Source organism: Myxococcus sp. MxC21-1 (assembly GCF_032612255.1).
GTDB lineage: Bacteria > Myxococcota > Myxococcia > Myxococcales > Myxococcaceae > Myxococcus > Myxococcus virescens.
This window is the reverse complement of record NZ_CP123278.1, coordinates 2,021,590-2,038,623: the sequence shown is the minus strand read 5'-3', so window position 1 is coordinate 2,038,623 and position 17,034 is coordinate 2,021,590. Positions and strand designations below refer to the sequence as shown.

The window sequence follows — 17,034 nt, the reverse complement described above, 5'->3', positions numbered from 1 at the left end:
GGCCCGCGCAAGGCGAAGTGCCACACGCGGGCCCCGGGACGACAGGTCTCAGCAGAACCAGCCGTTCTGCACCTGGCCGTCCACGCCACAGTTGCCCCAGGCGTGGCCGGAAACCCACTCGCTGCCACCGCTATACACGGTGAAGGTCTGCCCGTAAGTCAGCGTACAGGTCGAGCCGTTGGAGCGGTGCACCGTCAGGTCGTTGGCACAGACCGTGAGCCGCTTCCCGTTGTCCCACGTCTGCGCGTAGTAGTACGGGCCCGCCATCGCGGTCACCGAGCCCTCGCCATCCTTCTGCGGCGCGGTCGCCACTGGCACCTCCTCCAGGGCCTCCGGAGCTTGCTCCTCGCCTCCACAGCCAACGAGAAGGGCAGTCGCAGCGAGCATGGATGCAATCAAACGCATGGGTGTACTCCAATTAGGGGGCGCACATACCAAGCCGGCTAATCCGGCTATGCCAGTTTACGACAGGATTTAATTCCTGCCAATGCATCCGGAGTCTTGGCGGCTTCTGGAGCGACCTTTTTCTGACAATTCAATAGGCGTCTACTCCTGACGCCTTGCGTTGGAGTTTTTCGACCGCTGCGTCATATCCCAGCATTCTCGGCGAAGGCGTCTCCACGCATGCGATTCCACTGGGGCGTGGGCTCCCTCTCCAGTCGGGAGTATTGCCAATAACGTGCTGTCTTCCGAATTTTCCGTGCGCGAGGACAACGACGCGTTCCGCTACTTCGCTCCGGAGGGCAACCAGGGTGCGAGCATCAGCGGCCTTGCCGAGCCCGAGCGGGCCCTCGTCCTGGAGCGCCTCTTCAGGTGGATGGGGATGAGCGCTCCCTCCGCGGAGGTTCGCGCGCAGGCACGCGAGCATGCGACCGAGGCGGCGACTTCGAAGCCCGCTGCATCATGGGTTCCACGAGGCCACCTTCAGCAGCGCGCCAATGCGAGTGAGTGAGGCACGCGGTCAACGGGCTTCATCCGCCTGGGCAGCGACGCGTCCAACCGCAGGACGATGGCGGAGTCGCTCCAATCCCCAAGGGCCCGCCGGTGATGCCCTCCTCACGGCGGGCGCCAGGGAACTGAACCTCTCGACAATGGACCACGTGCTTCAGGAGGCCCCATGGCGGAGCCCCGCCGTGATGGGGGCTCTCCCCTCACTCCAGGCCCGTGATGTCCGCGCTCAGAAGCAACTCTTCTGACCCAGGAGGGACGTGTTCGTCTTGAACTCACAGGCGCAGTTGCTCACCATGCACTTGAACGAGGCGGACTCCTCACACAGCGACTCGACCTTGCGCCAGGCGACGACGGGCCTGGGCCAGGTCAAATCCTTCGTATAGAGAACGCCGTTCTTGACCGCGAAAGCGTGTTCCCAGGTCCAGGATTCGTTCGCGGTTTCATTCTCGGTGTTTGAGCAGCGGCTCGTCATGGTCATGACCAGACGGTCGTTCTCCACCTTCCAAGTCCCCAGATCGTTCCTCAAGTCCGCCTCAATCAGGAGGACCGACTTCCCCTTGATGAGCATGGCAAACGGATAGCTGGAACCGCGCTCCCTGCGATAAAGGCCGTCGCTCAGCGTCCCCCCATTCAGCGGGGGAGCATCCATCACCTCTGCGCCGTCCGAATCCCACGTGCTGCACCAACTCACGGTGTCACACTTGAGCGCGGACTCCGAGCCGCCGCCTCCGCCACCTCCGCCGCCTCCGCCGCCGCCTCCGTCCCCCTCCCCTTCGCTCGAGTCGCCACAGCCCACCGCCAGCATGGACAGAAGCACCAGGTACCGTGTCGCCACCTTCATGTCGTCCTCCCAGGAGTCCTCGGAGAGCCCCCATGCCCCCCTCTGACTGGGAGAGACAGGCCGTGCGACACCGTTGCGTGAAATCGACCAACATGGGTGTCCCCCCCCCCGAAGAGTCGGACAGGCTCGTCCGGCGAGCCTGAGTCGCAGTAGGTGCATCCCGGCTCTGTTACCGTCGCGCGGCCATGATTCTCGCGCGCCAGCCTCGGAGCCCCACTCTGGCTCCTCTCGTGGAATCCCTCTGGACATACGACGGGCAGCTCGCCCACGGCTTCGAGCGCATGCTGCCGTCTGGCCGTATGCAGCTCCTGGTCAATCTTCATGAGGACACGTTCCGGGACTACAGGCTCGACGGCCGCCTTGCACACAAGACTCGGGGTGTAGCGATTCAGGGCGCCCACACCGCACCGAGAGTCGTCGACACTGCCTCCCAGCGCTCCATCTGCGGGGTGAGCTTCGCCCCCGCGAGTGCGTCACCGTTTCTGGGCATGCCCGCCTCGGAGCTTACCGGGAAGCTCGTCGACCTCTACGAAATCTGGGGGCGTGACGGCACCATCCTTCGTGAGCGCCTGCTACAAGCCCCCACTCCCGCGGCCCGGCTCGACGTGCTCGAGGCGGCGCTGCTCGCACGGGCACGCGCGTCCAAGCCTCGCGACGAAGCAGTGGCGGTCGCGTGCTCGCTGTTGATGGGCGGCGCGAGCGTCCGGGCCGTAGGAGTTCGACTCGGCCTTTCGCCGCGCCGGCTCATTGAGCGGTTTCACGGTCATGTCGGCATCAAGCCCAAGCTCTTCGCGCGCATCGCCAGGTTCCAGCGCGTGCTCGAATCGGCCGGAGGGGAGTTGACCTGGGCCACCTTGGCCGGTGAGCACGGGTTTTCGGACCAGGCACATCTGGTCCGCGAGTTCAGGGCATTCTCGGGAAACACTCCCGTCGCGTATCGCCCTCGGTCGGATGAGGCCCGCAACCACGTACCTCTCGACGAGCGGCAATTTCCTTCAATACGAGGCGGGCCGCCCCGGGGCACATTGCGCCAATGTCCCCAAACGAAACCCTGACCGAAGTCCAACCGCTTCCCCTTGAGGCCCAACCGTACGGCAAGAAGGAGGGGCAGTCGTGAAGGTCCTACGTATCGTCACCAATGTGGGCGCGACGACGCCAGCCGCCGCCAAGCGATTTTACCGGGACGTCCTCGGGCTCGACGTCCTGATGGACATGGGGTGGATTGAAACCTACGGCTCAAGCGAAACGATGACTGTGCAGATTAGCTTCATGTCGCAAGGGGGCTCAGGCGCACCCGTGCCAGACATTTCCATTGAGGTCGACGACCTCGATGCGGCCCTCACTCGGGTGAAGAAGGCGGGAATCCCGATAGAGTATGGACCGGCTGACGAGCCTTGGGGCGTGCGCAGATTCTTCGTGCGCGACCCCTTCGGAAGGCTGGTGAACCTGCTCACCCATCACCGTTGAGCCGGGCGGGGCTTCGAGCCGCACGCGGTGCCGGCGACGAGCACGGCGGCTGGAGAGCCTCCTGAGCCGGCATTTTTGGGACGCCGGCAGGCACCTCCCCTCTTTTTCCTCGAACACATGGGCAGCCATTCACCGGCTGGCGGATGGCGCGACGCCGTCCACGCCCATCGCGATGCAGAGAGAGGAACCTCCACATGCCGCCGCCCCCTGTCCGCCGAGACCCGCCGAAGCCGCCTCCCGTCAAGCCTCCGCCCGCGCCCCTACAGCCGCCCAAGTCGAAGCGCGCGCCGGCCGCACAGAAGCCCGTCCCGGCGGCGACACAGCCGCCCAAGGACTCCTTCAAGGCTACGAGCCCCGGGACGACGCCCCCGCGGGTGCAAATGGGGCCCTACGTCCCCGGACATGAACCCAAGAACGACAAGCCCCAGACACAGCCAGCTCCCGCGGCCCCAAGGAAAGAGGAGCAGGAGTCGAAGGGGCTCGAGAACTGGGCGACGTATCCCAAAGCGTTGGACACGACGGTAACAGCCCGCCAGCAGCTCCAGGATGGCAAGGACCGAGTCCAGACCTGGAAGGACAACCGAAGCGCGGGACACGGTCTTGCGAAGACAATGAAGGAGGGCGTGAAGGACAACTTCGCCAAGTCCATCGAGGGCGGCAAGAACCCAAAGGATCTGGACAATGGTCTAGGAAGGCTGGGCAAGGCCAACACGGCCCTCAAGGGCGGCATCGGCGCCTCCACCCTCATCAATGGGGAGGTGAGTGATGCCTACAAGGCCGTCTCCACCGGGGGGTTGTCGAGCAGCAATCCCGAGGAGCGCAGCGAAGCCCTGGATGCGCTTGCCGGTGCGGGCAAGACCTCAACCGAGACCCTGAAGGCGGGGCTTGAGACGGCACGAGACCTCGAGAAGTACGGGAGCGCGGCCCGGGCTGCCAACTTGTCCCTCAAGGCCGCCGCCCCGGACCTGAGCCTCAAGGGACGGCTCAAGATTGCTCACAACCTCTCAATGAAGGCGTTCAACCATGCGGACGCCGGGGATGTGGGCACCGCGGAGAAGTTCGACGCGCTCAAGAAGGCCAGTCGGTCCTCCACGACGGACATCGCCGCCAAGGTGCACGGCGACAGCAACAACAAGGCGCAGAAGCGGCTCAACCAGGGGATCAAGACAGGCGCTGAGAAGACCGCGGACAGCGCGTTCGACGCGGCCATCGACAAGGGTGCCAAGGCCGCAGGCGGAAAGCTGGCCAAGTTCGCGGGACGCTTCGTTCCCGGCGCGAACGTCGCCATCGCCGGCTTCGACATCGCCACAGCCATCGCGACGTCCAACTCCAAGGACGCCAGCCCAGGCAAGAAGATAACGGCGTGGACAACCGCCGCAGGCTCTGTGCTCGCAGCCACGAACATCCCGGTGGTGAGTCAGGTCGGCGCGGCCTTCTCCACTGTCTCCGACCTCGTCGGAAGCTTCTTCTAGGAGCCCTCCATGCACACGCCTCCTGACAAGTCCAACCCAGGCCAGCCGCTCTCGATTGGGGAGTTGCAGGGCATGGGGCTGTTGAACCAGGCGCCCGGAGCGATGGCCTTCCGCAATGCGGCGAGCCCTCGACTTCCGCTCCTCCGCGAGGCCCCTTCGCTGGAGGAGCTCCGGGTGAAGATGCCGGAGCTCGGGGGAATTTCGCCCGAGGCCATCCTCGATCGCTTCGCCACGCTGTGCCGCGCGGTGGCGCCACGCAGGGAGCGCGAGCCAGGCGAAGCCGTTGACTCCGGAGACGACGTGCTCCTGGACGTCGTCGGCTTCGCCAACGGAAGGCTCATCCCGTTCTCCGCCCGCGCGGGATGGCGGACGGAAGCCACACCCGACCCGCTGCTCCCCGGCTTCTTCGAAGCCCTGGTGCGGGCCCGGGTTGGCGAGTCCGTAGCGGTGGACCTCGTCCTGCCCGCTGACTACGCGGTGGAGTCCCTCCGTGGCGTCCCTGCTCGCTTCGACGTGAAGATGAAGGCGGCCTACCAGGTGACGCCACTGGGGGAGTCATCTCCAGAACTCTTCGCCGCGCTGGGACGCGGAGGCACGCTCGACGAGGTCATGGAGTACATCGCCGGGGAGCTCATCGCCGAGCGGGACGCGCGATACCTGTGGGACTTCCAGGACCACGTGATGAGGGAGGTGGCTCGGCGCACGCATGTCGAGGTGCCACGGAGCCTCATCGACGAAGAAATCCGCCAGCGATGGGCCGAGGCCGAATATCCCATCCTGGTGAGCCTGGGCCTACCGAACGAGCGAGTCCGGGAGGGACTTGATGGCTGGCTGCTCGACGACGCCACCCGGAGCGAAGTGGAGTACCGGCTGCGGCTGGCACTTGGGCTTCGGGCCATCGCCGAAAGAGACCACGTCCAGTCCGATCGGGAGTCCGCGAAGGAGCTGTTCAGCAGCCTCGCGGAGAAAACCCAACTGAGCCGTGGTGAGCTGGGGCGCCTGCTCCAGTCCGACAAGAACCTCGGCCGGAGGTTCGACACGCTGACGATGCACACAGCGGTCGTCAGCCACATCCTGTCCAAGGCCGACGTTTCACGGGAGTAATGGCAAGGCCATGGGCCTGCGTTCGTAGGGAGAAGGCGCTCGGCTCGAAGAAAGGAGGGCAGATCAATCCATGCCGAGCGACAACCTGCAAAGGCAAACTTGATTGTCCTTTGCCGAACACACTGAAAAGCGCAGCGACAAGGCAGGAATTCGACCACGCTGGACTCACGGAGCGTCGAGAGCCTCTCTTGGGAATCAAGAATTGAGTGAGGACCATCTCCGCGCCGTCGCGAGTCAACGCAGCCCTGCCCGTGCCATCGAGGGCACAGAGGGAATGGGGCAACCTGCGTCCCAAAATTTCCTGGAGACCTGCCTGCACGCACAACCGGGCTCCCGAGCTCTGCTATGTTCGGGAAGCCGGAACGCGTTGCGGAGTCTTCACCCATGCAGTCGTGCCCCCAGGAAACGACGCTGACGGACTTGATTGCCGGGCTGCTTTCCGAAGCTCACCGGGCCCAAGTCCTGGCACACGTCGAGACCTGTGCCGACTGTCGGTGGACACTGGCAGCGGGAGTGGGCACTCAAGCGTCATCCAGCGCTCCGACAGCCCCTGGGGAGGCGAATTCCCAGCCACTGCTGCTTGGCGCCAGGCTCTCCCGGTATGTGGTGCGAGAGTGCCTCGGTGCCGGCGCCATGGGCGTCGTGTACGCGGCGGATGACCTAGAGCTCGGTCGCCGGGTGGCCCTCAAGGTGTTGCGCCCCAAGGGGAGCCAGCGAGAGGAGCTGCAACAGCGGCTGCTGCGCGAAGCCCAGGCGCTGGCCCGGCTCTCACACCCCAATGTCGTCACCCTCTATGACGTGGGCGCCTACGGAGACGGTGTCTTCCTGACCATGGAGCTGGTGGAGGGCACCACCCTGGCGGAGTGGATGAAGGAGCCGCGTCCGTGGAAGGAGGTGCTCCGGGTCTTCCTTGAAGCCGGCAAGGGGCTGGCCGCCGCGCACGCCGCGGGACTGGTGCACCGCGACTTCAAGCCCGCCAACACCCTCCTTGGGAAGGACGGGCGGGTCTTCGTGACGGACTTCGGCATCGCCCGGCTCCTCCACCAGGAAGAGGGCGCGTCGCCCCCGGAGCACATGGAGGCCCCCGTCAGTCCCACGGGTCGGCTCACCCGGACGGGTCAGGTGCTGGGCACGCCCGCCTACATCGCCCCGGAGCTGGTGCGAGGTCAGCGCGCGGATGCCCGCTCCGACGAGTTCAGCTTCTGCGTGGCGCTCCACGAGGCCCTCTTTGGGGCGCGCCCTTTTCAAGGCGAGACGATGCAGGAGCTGGTCCAGGCCGCGCAGCAAGGGAGGATGAGCCCTCCGAAGCGCGAGGTGAAGGTCCCGACCCGGATTCGACGCGCCATCGTCCGGGGGCTCAGCCCGAAGCCCGAGGATCGCTTCCCCAACATGCAGGCGCTGCTGGCGGCCCTCGCTCCACCGCCGCACCGGAGACTTGTGCCGCTTCTCGTCACGACGACCGTGGCCGGAACGATGGGCATCCTCGCGGCCTACGGGACGACGGCGCAGCGACGCGATGACAGCTGTGCGCGGGAAGCGGAGAAGCTCGCGGTGGCATGGAGCCCCGCGCGGCGCGAACGGATCCGCACAGCCTTCCTCGCCACCGGCATGACCTACGCAGCCCAGGCCTGGAAGCAGTTCTCGACGGTGATGGACGCCCACACCGCTCAATGGCAGGCGCTTCGCACGGAGGCCTGCCTGGCCGCAACGGGCGACACCGCGGACCAGGCCGGCAGACCGCCGCGTGCCTCGATGCGCGGCTCTGGCAGATCGCCGCCGTCACGGAGGTGTTGGAACAGGCGGACGCGCAGACGGTGCAGAACGCGCGCGCACTGGCGGCATCCCTCGAGGGCCTCGTCGGATGCCGCGATACCCCCGGACTCACCAGCCGCCCCCAGCCGCCCGACAATCTCCGCTCCCGCGTGCATGCGGCGCGGCAAAAGCTGGCGCAGGTCCAGGCCCACCTCGTGTCGCACCGGTTCACCGACGGCCTCGCGGTGACGTCAGCCCTGCTCGAAGAGCAGAAGGGGCTCGGCTACAAGCCGTTGGAGGCGGAGGTATTCCTGGCCCACGGCACCGTCCTCGGGGGCCTCAACAAGCCGAAGGAAGCGGAGGCGTTCTTCTACCAGGCCCTGTGGACAGCCGAGGCCGCGCGTGACGACGAAACGGTGGCACGGGCCTGGCTGGAGCTCATCTGGGCGGTGGGCGAGGAGCAGTCCCGCCCCGACGAAGCGGAGAAGCTCATCCGGCACGCCCGGGCCGCCGTCGAGCGACTGGGGCGGGAGCGCTTCCCGGACATCACGACGGAACTGCACACGCGCCTGTCGTCGCTGCGAGAGGCGTACGGCCAGCTCGCCGAGGCGGAGCAGGAGGCGCTCCAGGGACTGGAGTTCTCGCGGAGGAGGAATCCCCCGGACAGCCTCCGCACGCCCAACCTCATCCATCAGTTGGGACGCATCCGCTTCGGCCAAGGCCGCCATGAAGACGCGCTGAAGCTCCACCGCGAGGCCCTGGAGCTGCGCGAGCGCATCCTTGGCGCTGACAATCCGGCCCTCGTGACTTCCTACAACCGGGTCGCCACTGCCTCGCTGGAGGTGGGCCGGTACACCGAGGCCGTCAGCGCCTGGCGCAAGGCCCTGGCCCTTCAGGAGGCATCCTCCAACCCAGAGACCACCCCCAAGGGGACGATTCTGCTGAACCTCGCCGTGGTCTCGCGCGTCGCGGGTCGACTGGAGGAGGCACGCTCCATGGCTGAGCGGGCGCGCGCCATCTTCGAGCGGGCTCGGGGCCCCAACCACGTCACCGTCATCTTCGCGCTCTCAGCGTTGGCAGATATCGCCAGTGAGGCGGGCCAGGGCGACGAGGCGCTGGGCCTCGCCACCGAGGCCCTGGAGCGCATCCAGCGTTCACTGGGCCCGGACACGCCACGCGCCGCCCTGCCACTGACAATCCGGGGGCAGGTGTACCTGAAGGCGGGCCGCCATGCCGAGGCACGACGCGACCTGCTGGACGCGCTCCAGCGGCTCGAGAAGGAACACGGCCCGGAGGGCGGGAAGACGGTGACCGTGCTGCTTCCCCTCGCCGAGCTTGCCCTGGCGACCCGGGCTCCGAAGGAGGCGCTCGCGTACTGCGAGCGGGCGAGGAAGGTCACCGAGAAGGCGGGGGCGCGGAGTCCCCGGACGGCGCCAGCGCCCTTGCCTGCGCAGGGGAGGCGCATCTGGCGCTGGGCACCTCGGCGGAGGCGGTCCCCCTGCTCGAGCGCGCCCGGCGCATCCAAACCCAATGGGGCGAAGTCAAAGACCCGCGGGTCGCCGGCAAGACCGCCTTCCTTTGGCCCGGGCGCTCATCGAAAAGCGCGCTTCCCCGGAGCGGGCCCGGGCGCTCGCGCTGGCCGAGGAGGCCCGGACGCGGCTGGAGTCCGTGGGGCTCCGGGGCCAGCCGGAGCTCCAGACGGTGCTGGCCTGGCAACGGCGTGAGACGAAACGATGAGCGACGAACAGCGAACAGGCTCCCTGGCGGCGCTGCTGCGGGCGTCCGTGTCTCCGGCGCAGCGAGCGGAGCTGGAGGCCGAGGAGGGATTCGAGGCGCTGCTGGACAAACACGTCGAGGCAGCACGGACCCAGTGGCCCACGTTCTCACTCCCGGCAGAGACCTTCGTGCGGCACCTGGCCCGGCACCTGCCTGAGGGAAAGGCCGCGGAGGTGATGCGCATCCTCCAAGGTCCCGACCTGTATCTCGCGTGCGCCTGCACCTCCGGGGACCCGGCGGCCCTCAAGGCCTTCGAACAACACATCCTCCGACACGTCCCCGCCCGGCTCGGGAAGGTGTCGCCGCCCCTGGTGGAGGAAGTGCTGCAGATGCTGCGCGAACGGCTGCTGGTGGGCAACAGCAACACGCCACCGAGGATTGCGAGCTATGGAGGGCGAGGGCCCCTGCGGACCTGGGTGAGCATCATCGCCGCGCGCATCGCCTCGGAGTTGATGGGCCAGGACGAGCGCCATCAGCTCGTCGCGGAGCCTCCCGAGGAACTCGCGCGGATGCTGGCCCCGAGCGACCCCGAGTACGCGCTGCTGCGCGAGGATGCGCGCCAGCTCCTCGTCGAGTCGCTCCGAAAAGCGGTGGCGGTGCTCTCCGAGCAGGAGCGGACCCTGCTGCGCTTGCATCATTTCCATGGGTTCACGATGGACCGGCTGACGCTCATGTACGGCGGCTCGCGCTCCGGCGTCGCGCGCAAGGTCGCCGATGCCCGCGAGCAGCTGCTCGAGCGCGTTCGCATGGAGCTCGCGCCAAGGATGAAGCAGGACCAACTCGCCCTGGAGAGCCTCCTGGGACTGGTCAGCAGCCGACTGGATATCAGCCTCCTGGGATTGCTGGACTGAAGCCCTTGGCGCCCATCTTCCGTCGGGCGCCCGACCGCTGGCACTCCTGACGCGCCGGCGCCCTGTCGGATTGCCAGGGCAACGCCGCCGTCAGCGTCGTCTCCGGAGATTTTTTGGGACGGCGGTGGGCCACCTCCCTCTTTCTCTTCGATTAATGGGGCAGACACGCATCGACTCGCGCAGGACGTACGCACGTCGGGCATGCCTCATGCCCGGCGTCCAATCACATCCCCGGTGACGTCGAAGCAACAAACGAAGTCGGACGCCATGCGCCAGAGGACGTCATGCATCCTTCCATCCACGACGATGCCAGAGTCGTCTTGTCGAGCGGCCTGTCGCGACATGACACCTGCGTCTGGCTTTTGTGCCTCGGGCTCTCCCTTCTCCCCCTGAGCGCCCGAGGCGACGTCTCCCCAGACGTGCGCCGCTGTGCGGTAGCCATCCACCAATTGATAGGGAACCTCGAGTACGAGCAAGCCCTGGAGCAGGTTCTCCACGGCAAGGCGATGTCGAAGAAGCCTGAGGATCAGGTCGTGATGTCGCTCTACGAGGGCGTCATCATGGTGGAGTTGAGTGGGCGGTTGAGCGACGCCGAAGCCACCTTCAAGGCGGCCCTCTTCTTGAACCCCGCTGCGAAGTTGCCGCTGCTTGTCTCACCCAAGCTGAAGCGGCACTTCGAATCGGTGCGCCAGGATGTCCTGAGCGAGCTGGCCACGCGAGGAGTCGATCGTGAGCCCCTGAAGATGGAGGCCCCCACAGAGGCGCAGCGGGTTCAGACGCCACGAGAGCCGCTTCCCGCGGTGGCCTCGGGGCTCCCGGCGTCTTCATCGTCTCCAGTGCCGGAGGTGTCCGGCTCGTACTCCTCATTACGAGACCGAGCGCTCATCCCCGCGGTGGCGGGAGGGGCCCTCGTCGTCACAGCGGGCGTCTTCTGGGGATTGGCGGAGGGAAAGAAGTCGAAGCTGGCGCACAAGGCGCAGCACATCGGCTCACAGGCCGAGGCCAGGAACGTGGCCAGCAGCGCGCGCGGGCTGCAGACAGTCTCCGTGGGGCTGCTGGTGGGAGGTCTGGTGGGGCTGGGCGCCGCCACGGGAATGTACCTGCTGGGGTCGCCAGAGGAGCAAGGCCCCCTACAAGTCGGGCTGGATGGGACGTCCGCGTTCGTATCTGGAAGGTGGCCATGAAGCCTCTGCGTCGCTCGTCAGCCCTTGGATTGCTGGTGCTCAGCGTCCATCTCGCTGCGTGCCTCGACGTCGACGAGGCGGTGGACCAATTCTGCAACAGTCAACCTGGCGCATGCCTGGATGACACATCGGATGCGGGACCTGATGGCAATGGCAGCCTGGATGGAGGTAACGATGGAGGTGGGCCGCACGGCGGAGGGGGCGGCGGTTCGGACGGCGGAGGGGACGGCGGTTCGGACGCAGGCACTGACGGGGGACCTCCGGATGCCGGGCGCGAACCGCCGGGGTGGAAGTCGGTGGCACCGATGCAGACGCGGCGCACAGGGCATACGGCCACGGCACTGAAAAATGGTCGAGTGCTCGTCGTTGGTGGGAGTAGCTCAGGCAACACCCCCACGAACACCACGGAGCTCTACACCGTCGCATCAAACAGTTGGAGTCCTGGGCCAGACCTCGGGACGGCACGCATGGACCACACCGCCACCCTTTTACCGAATGGAAAAGTATTGGTGGTCGGTGGCCGGGGCCCCGGTGGTGATGCGCTGAACAGTGCCGAAATCTACGATGTGAATGCGAATGAGTGGATTCCTGCCAGTCCCATCCCACTTGGAGCACGCGCCAGCCATGCCGCCGTCCTGCTTCCCTCGAGGGAGGTGCTGGTGGCGGGTGGCGGGAACTCGCATCTCGACGGGCTGAACACCGCCGCGCTCTATCACCCGGACACCGACTCCTGGACAGATGCTGGGAGCTTGAATGTCAAACGCAACGTATTGACACTCACCCTCCTGGAATCGGGCGTGGTGGTGGCCATTGGTGGCTTCAATGCTGCTGGAGCGGAGACCACGGCCGAGGTCTACGACTCGAATCAACCCGAGGCGGGATGGCGCCCCCTCCTGGCGCAGATGGAGCATGGGCGCCACGGGCACGCCTCCACGCTGCTGCCTTCTGGAAGAATTCTGGTTACCGGCTCCCTCGAGGGCTCACCTGGGAGGGTCCTCAAGGCAGCAGAGATCTTTCAATGGAGCAGCACGTCGTGGACGTACGAGGCAGAAATGCTGGAAGCCCGCTTCTTTCACACGGCGACCGCATTGCCCTCAGGCGAGGTGCTGATTGCGGGCGGGTATTCCAGCCCCCACGCAATGCCTCGTGCCTCCGCGGAGATATTCCGGCGAGATGGCTCCTGGGAGTTCATCGCCCCCATGTCGTCGGCGCGCGTCAATCACACGGCCACATGGTTGGAATCAGGGAGTGTGCTCATCATCGGGGGCATCGACGGCGCTGCCGTACTGAACACCGCCGAGCGGTATGTCCCCTGACGCCTGTGCCTGTCTCGCATTCGGTCGCTGCGTAGTGAGCTGCAAAGAACCCGCTTCCCCGGAGTCATCCCATGGCCAAAATCACAGCCCCCAAGCCGCAAACCACAACCCGGCCCCCGGAGAGCAAACCGCGGAGCCCCCAGACCCAGGCGCAGCGGCCTACTCCCTCCGGGCACACAGACACGTCTAGCTTTGGCAAGGCCCCCAAGGACTTCTCGCAGCTGGGGGCGCCCACGCCGAGCCCTCGACCACAGGACCCGCCTTCGCCTCCGCCCGTCAAGCCTCCGGAGAAAAAGCCGGCGACACCTCCGAAGGAGGAGACAGACGCCACGGAGCCGAAGAAGGCTCCCACGGGGAAGGAAGCGGCACAGCGTCTTCAGGACAAGGACCGATACATCGGTGGCGCGGGGCGGAACGAGCGGACCCGCGAGTTCACCGAGCTCATCCAGCAGCACCAGAACGACCCGGAGTATCTCAAACAACTCTACGCAACGTTGGGAGACAAGGACAGCAAGGAGTTGATTTCCAGCGCATCCGCGCAGGTTGCCCATGACCAGAAGGGGCTCTACAAAACAGATGCGGAGCAGACGGCGGCGTTGAAGGCGCTCGCCAAGAGCACGGGCTCCGCGCCGCCCAGCGTGGTGAACGAGCTGGCACGCGAAGCGGCCAAGAGCCAGGTGCCAGACGCCATGGTCTCAGTGCTCAAGCAGCCGGAGACCCCGGAGTCCGTTCGTCGCACGTTCTTGAATGAATCCGGCAAGACCGCGGACAAGAACACCATCCAGGCGCAGAACTTCGCGGACGTACTCAATTCAGACCCCAAGCTCATCCAAAATTACAATGCAGAGCTGGGGAGAGACAAGTTCGTCGCAATCCTCGAGAAGGGACTGCAGCAGCCACCGCACAACAACAGCTTCTCTGGCCGAGAGCCCACCAGGTCGGACGGCGCGGTCAAGATACTTGGGCAGGTGCCAGACCTGTTCAAGGGGCCGGCGTATTCGGACCTCCGTGCGAACATCTTCCGCGTGGGAGCCAACTCGTTGGGGGACAAGACCGACCCCGCCCGTGCGGCCCAACTGGAAGGGCTCAAGAAGATTTTCCGCTCGGACCCCTCGGGCATCATCAATGAATTGACGAACAATTCGGGTGGACCCAACAGCGCCTACGACGACACGCTCCAGGCGCTTCCGAAGTTCTTGCGCGATTCGATCGTCAACGGCTCGGGCAAGGACCCGGGGTTCGCGAAGTTCGTCAAAGAGGACTTGCCCAAGCAACTCCGCGCAGGGGCGCTCAACCCCGCAACCGCGGGTGGAAAGCCCCCCGTCAATGACCATTACGCGCGCACGCTGGGGAGTCTCACGGGAGCCATGGTGGGAGCGTATGGACTGGAGATCAAACGCACCGAGGACGCAGGGCAGTTCAAGAAAGACCTGGCGGAGACCATCGCGGGTGTGGCGTTGGCGCCCTTGGGCCCTGCGGGCGAGGTCGGGAAAGTCGCGCTGAAGAACTTCATCACGGACGTGCTCTCCAGCAAGGACACGTCCTGGACGGAGCAGCTCCGCGAGATCTCCGCCGCCGTGAAGGATAAAGCCTCGGCAGGGCTCCAGAACTTCGACAATCGCAAGGATGCCAATGGGAGGGACATCTCGGGCGGCAAGGATTGGAACACCCAGACAGAGCAGCAGTTCGAACTGGGCTATGACGCCATCCTCGAACGGCTCCGCCTGTTGAGTGCCAATTAGCGGGACAGTGCAGTCTGAGCCGCGCGCCACGTGCTCGGTCGTGTGTCGGCCCTCGAGCGCCTCGTGCCCCTCCAACGGGACGTTCCTCGAAACCACTGCCCCATGACCTTGTGACGGTAGGGCAAGCCACGAATCCACGACGCCGCCCGGGCGAGTTCGTCCAGGTCCCCCGCGCGGCACATGTCGCCGGCGTGGACGAAGATGTCGCCCGGGGGCATCACGAACTCGTCGTGGAAGAGGTGCGTGTCCGAGACGGCGACGATGCGCATCCTCGCATCATGCCTCGCCGCCGCCTCCTCCCCCAAACTCGGTCGCTGCGTCCTGAGGGCCTACTCGAAGAAGGCCGAGACCAGGGAATCGATGCCCGTGTCCGCGTCCCGGCGAGACCAGGTCGCGGCGGCGTTCCCGAACGGGCTGGTCACCACCTCAAGAGTATAGAGCCCCCCATTCACAGTGGCGAAGTCGAGCCGGGTGGCAGCGGACCAGCCCGTACCGGGCACGAAACGTCGAGCCCAAACGAGAGCGGGCGCTCCCGCTCTCTCCGTGCGGCTATAGACGACCATGGCCGTGCCCGAGGGTGAAACGTGGAGGGCCTTACTCCCGGCGTAGTCCGTCGCGAGTTGCTGAGCCGGCTGCCAGCCCGAGCCCCTCACGTAACGAGCAGACCACAGTCCTCCCTCAGGGCCGCCGCCAATCTGGTCCCAAATAACAAACACGTTTCCGTTTGCGTCTGCGCCTATCCGCACCTCGCCACCAACACTTCCCTGCGTGTGGAGAGGCACCTCCTGGCCGCCAAAGCCAGAAGCGAGATTGAAGGGCTTCGCGTATACCCGATCGCTGTCGAGATACCGTCGAATCCAAACGGCAATGCCGGTCCCATCCGCGTTCAGGGCGACCTGCGGATAGCGGCCTTCGGTGCTTTCGCCATGCGCCGGCTCGCTCCAACCTTCGGCGCCCTGGCGCGAGTATTGGAGAGGGCTGTTGCGCTCGGCCCATACCAACACCCCGTTACCGCGCGAATCCAATCCGACGTCATAGCCGTGCCACGCGGAGTCCCAGTTCGAGTCGTCGATGGTGCGCACGCGGACCGGCGTGCCCCACCCCGAACTCCCGGCGTACGGCTGAACCTGCAGGAAGGTCTGCGTGGAACTCTTCTCCACCCAGGCAGCGAGGGCCCCATTGTCGGGAGCTGCCACCACGCGGAGGGCCGTCACATTCAGCCCCGTATTCTCGCCGAGCAGCTGTGGCACACCCCAGCGCTGGACGCCGCTGTCGGAGCCCGTGGCGAGGATGCCATAGGCCTTTTTGGCGCTGTAATCCCCCGCCGGCCACGACTCCACCACGGCAAGGGGCGTGCCGTCAGACAGCGTCGTGAGCGAAGCCGGTCTGGGAAAAGGGCCGAAGGTCCCCTCCCCCACGTGCTGCTCCGCCTCCCAGGCGGCGCCTGGTTTGTGGCGCCGCGCCCGGAGCCCCTCGTCGACATACAGGACCGTCGCAACGCCAGAGGAGTCCAGGGCAACCCCGTGGGCAGGTGTGCTGAGGCGTGAGCCGTTCGAGATGAGCAGTGGGGCCCCCCACTGGGGCGCACGGACCGAGTAGTCCCAGGCGTGGGAGGAGGTCATCGCATTGCCAGCGAGGTCCTTCACCCCGTCGATGGCGACGCGCACCTGCGCACCGAATGCCGGCATCTGCTTCAGCTCGAGCGTACACCTGCCCGCCGCGCAGGACACCGCGCCTCCGGACAAGGGCATGCCGTCCGCCGTGGCGTGGAACGAGGCCGGCGTCACACTGGCGGTGTCGAGGGTCGTCTCGCTGAACGACACCTCGATGGCAGTCCAGGGCGAGGCCGAGACCGAGGACGCGTCAGGCGTGACAGACACCCAGCGCGGCGGCGTGACGTCCACGATGAAGCCATTCGACATCTTCCAGCCCGAGGTGTTTCCAGCGTCATCCACGGCACGCACGCAAGTGTAGTAGCGCTGCTCGGCCAAGGTGAGCACCGTGAGCTCCACGGACGAAGTGGCGCCGACATCCTGGATGCTGCTCGCATCGCCGGGGCACGCCGCAATAGACGTCAAGGCGAGTTCATGGCGCCGGATGCCCACGGAGTCGTTGAAGCCGGACCAGCGAGCCGCTACGCGCGTGTTGCTGTTCTGATATTCGAGCTCCGGACCGGCAAGGCCGTCCATCACCGTGGCGGCCAGCTCGGAGGGCGCCGTGCTGTCCTCGACGAACGTCAGCGCCTCGGAGCAGGCCGAGACGTTCCCCGCCGCGTCCGTTGCCTGGGCCACGTACGTAGAGGTGCTGTTGTCGGCTACGGAGAGCGACAAAGCGACCTGCCCCTGACTGTCGGCGGTACGCGAGGCGAGCGCTCCTCCAAGACACGCCGTGCCAGCGAAGAAGCGCACCGAGGCCCCCGGCTCGGTAGCGACATGGAGGACGGGCATGTTGTCATTGGCAGGAGAGGTGGGCGCGGTCCCGATGAGCATCGGCGCGTCGGGAGGCGTGGTGTCCGCCGGAGGTCCTGCGTCCGCGAGGCCCGCATCCGCCAAACCAGCATCCTCCTGCCCTGGTGTGC

13 protein-coding genes and 2 pseudogenes are annotated in these 17,034 nt (G+C 66.3%); 11 read left to right on the top strand and 4 right to left on the bottom strand.

The window, feature by feature from the left end; all coding sequences use genetic code 11:
* Positions 1-48: 48 nt before the first annotated feature.
* A complete protein-coding gene (locus QEG98_RS09610) occupies positions 49-387 on the bottom strand; it encodes a hypothetical protein (protein WP_316566511.1) in 339 nt (112 codons plus the stop codon).
* A 292-nt stretch (positions 388-679) separates the two neighbouring features.
* On the opposite strand from QEG98_RS09610, the gene QEG98_RS09605 reads away from it, so the two are divergent.
* Complete coding sequence (locus tag QEG98_RS09605; protein WP_316566510.1) at positions 680-952, top strand: hypothetical protein; 273 nt, start codon at positions 680-682, stop codon at positions 950-952.
* Positions 953-1,177: 225 nt separating this feature from the next.
* Here QEG98_RS09605 and QEG98_RS09600 read toward each other — a convergent pair whose 3' ends face one another.
* A complete protein-coding gene (locus tag QEG98_RS09600) occupies positions 1,178-1,792 on the bottom strand; it encodes a hypothetical protein (protein ID WP_316566509.1) in 615 nt (204 codons plus the stop codon).
* 230 nt (positions 1,793-2,022) lie between these two features.
* Here QEG98_RS09600 and QEG98_RS09595 point away from each other — a divergent pair, with 230 nt between their 5' ends.
* The 6 genes and pseudogenes from QEG98_RS09595 (at position 2,023) to QEG98_RS09570 (ending at position 10,214) form a co-directional block, all read left to right on the top strand.
* The gene (locus QEG98_RS09595) at positions 2,023-2,847 is read left to right on the top strand and encodes a helix-turn-helix domain-containing protein (protein WP_316566508.1); all 825 of its coding nucleotides are present in this window, start codon (positions 2,023-2,025) and stop codon (positions 2,845-2,847) included.
* A gap of 58 nt (positions 2,848-2,905) precedes the next feature.
* Positions 2,906-3,259 carry a VOC family protein gene (locus QEG98_RS09590; protein WP_316566507.1) on the top strand — a complete coding sequence of 118 codons (354 nt, stop codon included), beginning with the start codon at positions 2,906-2,908 and terminating at the stop codon, positions 3,257-3,259.
* A gap of 623 nt (positions 3,260-3,882) precedes the next feature.
* Positions 3,883-4,731 carry a cell wall anchor protein gene (locus tag QEG98_RS09585; protein WP_316566506.1) on the top strand — a complete coding sequence of 283 codons (849 nt, stop codon included), beginning with the start codon at positions 3,883-3,885 and terminating at the stop codon, positions 4,729-4,731.
* Between the two features lie 9 nt (positions 4,732-4,740).
* Entirely contained in the window at positions 4,741-5,835 is a 1,095-nt protein-coding gene (locus QEG98_RS09580; protein ID WP_316566505.1) for a peptidylprolyl isomerase, read from the top strand.
* Positions 5,836-6,180: 345 nt separating this feature from the next.
* Positions 6,181-9,324: pseudogene (locus QEG98_RS09575) on the top strand (tetratricopeptide repeat protein).
* Positions 9,321-10,214, top strand: a complete 894-nt coding sequence (locus QEG98_RS09570; protein ID WP_316566504.1) for an RNA polymerase subunit sigma-70 — start codon at positions 9,321-9,323, stop codon at positions 10,212-10,214. Before QEG98_RS09575 ends, QEG98_RS09570 begins: the two are co-directional and overlap by 4 nt.
* 206 nt (positions 10,215-10,420) lie before the next feature.
* Here the strand turns inward: QEG98_RS09570 and QEG98_RS09565 are convergent, their stop codons facing one another.
* Positions 10,421-10,711, bottom strand: a complete 291-nt coding sequence (locus QEG98_RS09565) for a hypothetical protein (RefSeq protein ID WP_316566503.1) — start codon at positions 10,709-10,711, stop codon at positions 10,421-10,423.
* Between the two features lie 9 nt (positions 10,712-10,720).
* On the opposite strand from QEG98_RS09565, the gene QEG98_RS09560 reads away from it, so the two are divergent.
* The 4 genes and pseudogenes from QEG98_RS09560 to QEG98_RS09545 all read left to right on the top strand — a co-directional run bounded on the left by QEG98_RS09560 (position 10,721) and on the right by QEG98_RS09545 (position 14,456).
* Positions 10,721-11,398, top strand: a complete 678-nt coding sequence (locus QEG98_RS09560; protein WP_316566502.1) for a hypothetical protein — start codon at positions 10,721-10,723, stop codon at positions 11,396-11,398.
* Positions 11,395-11,826 (top strand): annotated as a pseudogene (locus QEG98_RS09555) (galactose oxidase); the annotation flags it as partial. The gene QEG98_RS09560 and the pseudogene QEG98_RS09555, both read left to right, overlap by 4 nt.
* Before the next feature lie 39 nt (positions 11,827-11,865).
* Positions 11,866-12,714: a Kelch repeat-containing protein gene (locus QEG98_RS09550; protein WP_316567858.1), complete on the top strand. Its 849-nt coding sequence runs from the start codon at positions 11,866-11,868 to the stop codon at positions 12,712-12,714.
* Between the two features lie 71 nt (positions 12,715-12,785).
* The gene (locus tag QEG98_RS09545; RefSeq protein WP_316566501.1) at positions 12,786-14,456 is read left to right on the top strand and encodes a transposase; all 1,671 of its coding nucleotides are present in this window, start codon (positions 12,786-12,788) and stop codon (positions 14,454-14,456) included.
* 329 nt (positions 14,457-14,785) lie between these two features.
* Here the strand turns inward: QEG98_RS09545 and QEG98_RS09540 are convergent, their stop codons facing one another.
* On the bottom strand, positions 14,786-17,008 hold the full coding sequence (locus QEG98_RS09540) for an Ig-like domain-containing protein (protein WP_316566500.1): 2,223 nt from the start codon (positions 17,006-17,008) through the stop codon (positions 14,786-14,788).
* Between the last annotated feature and the right edge of the window lie 26 nt (positions 17,009-17,034).

Excerpts from the sequence above, each read along its gene's own strand:
- QEG98_RS09550 (WP_316567858.1), top strand. The coding sequence starts at position 11,866 with ATGGACCACACCGCCACCCTTTTACCGAATGGAAAAGTATTGGTGGTC.
- QEG98_RS09600 (WP_316566509.1), bottom strand. The coding sequence starts at position 1,792 with ATGAAGGTGGCGACACGGTACCTGGTGCTTCTGTCCATGCTGGCGGTG.
- QEG98_RS09545 (WP_316566501.1), top strand. The coding sequence starts at position 12,786 with ATGGCCAAAATCACAGCCCCCAAGCCGCAAACCACAACCCGGCCCCCG.
- QEG98_RS09580 (WP_316566505.1), top strand. The coding sequence starts at position 4,741 with ATGCACACGCCTCCTGACAAGTCCAACCCAGGCCAGCCGCTCTCGATT.
- QEG98_RS09570 (WP_316566504.1), top strand. The coding sequence starts at position 9,321 with ATGAGCGACGAACAGCGAACAGGCTCCCTGGCGGCGCTGCTGCGGGCG.
- QEG98_RS09610 (WP_316566511.1), bottom strand. The coding sequence starts at position 387 with ATGCTCGCTGCGACTGCCCTTCTCGTTGGCTGTGGAGGCGAGGAGCAA.
- QEG98_RS09560 (WP_316566502.1), top strand. The coding sequence starts at position 10,721 with ATGTCGAAGAAGCCTGAGGATCAGGTCGTGATGTCGCTCTACGAGGGC.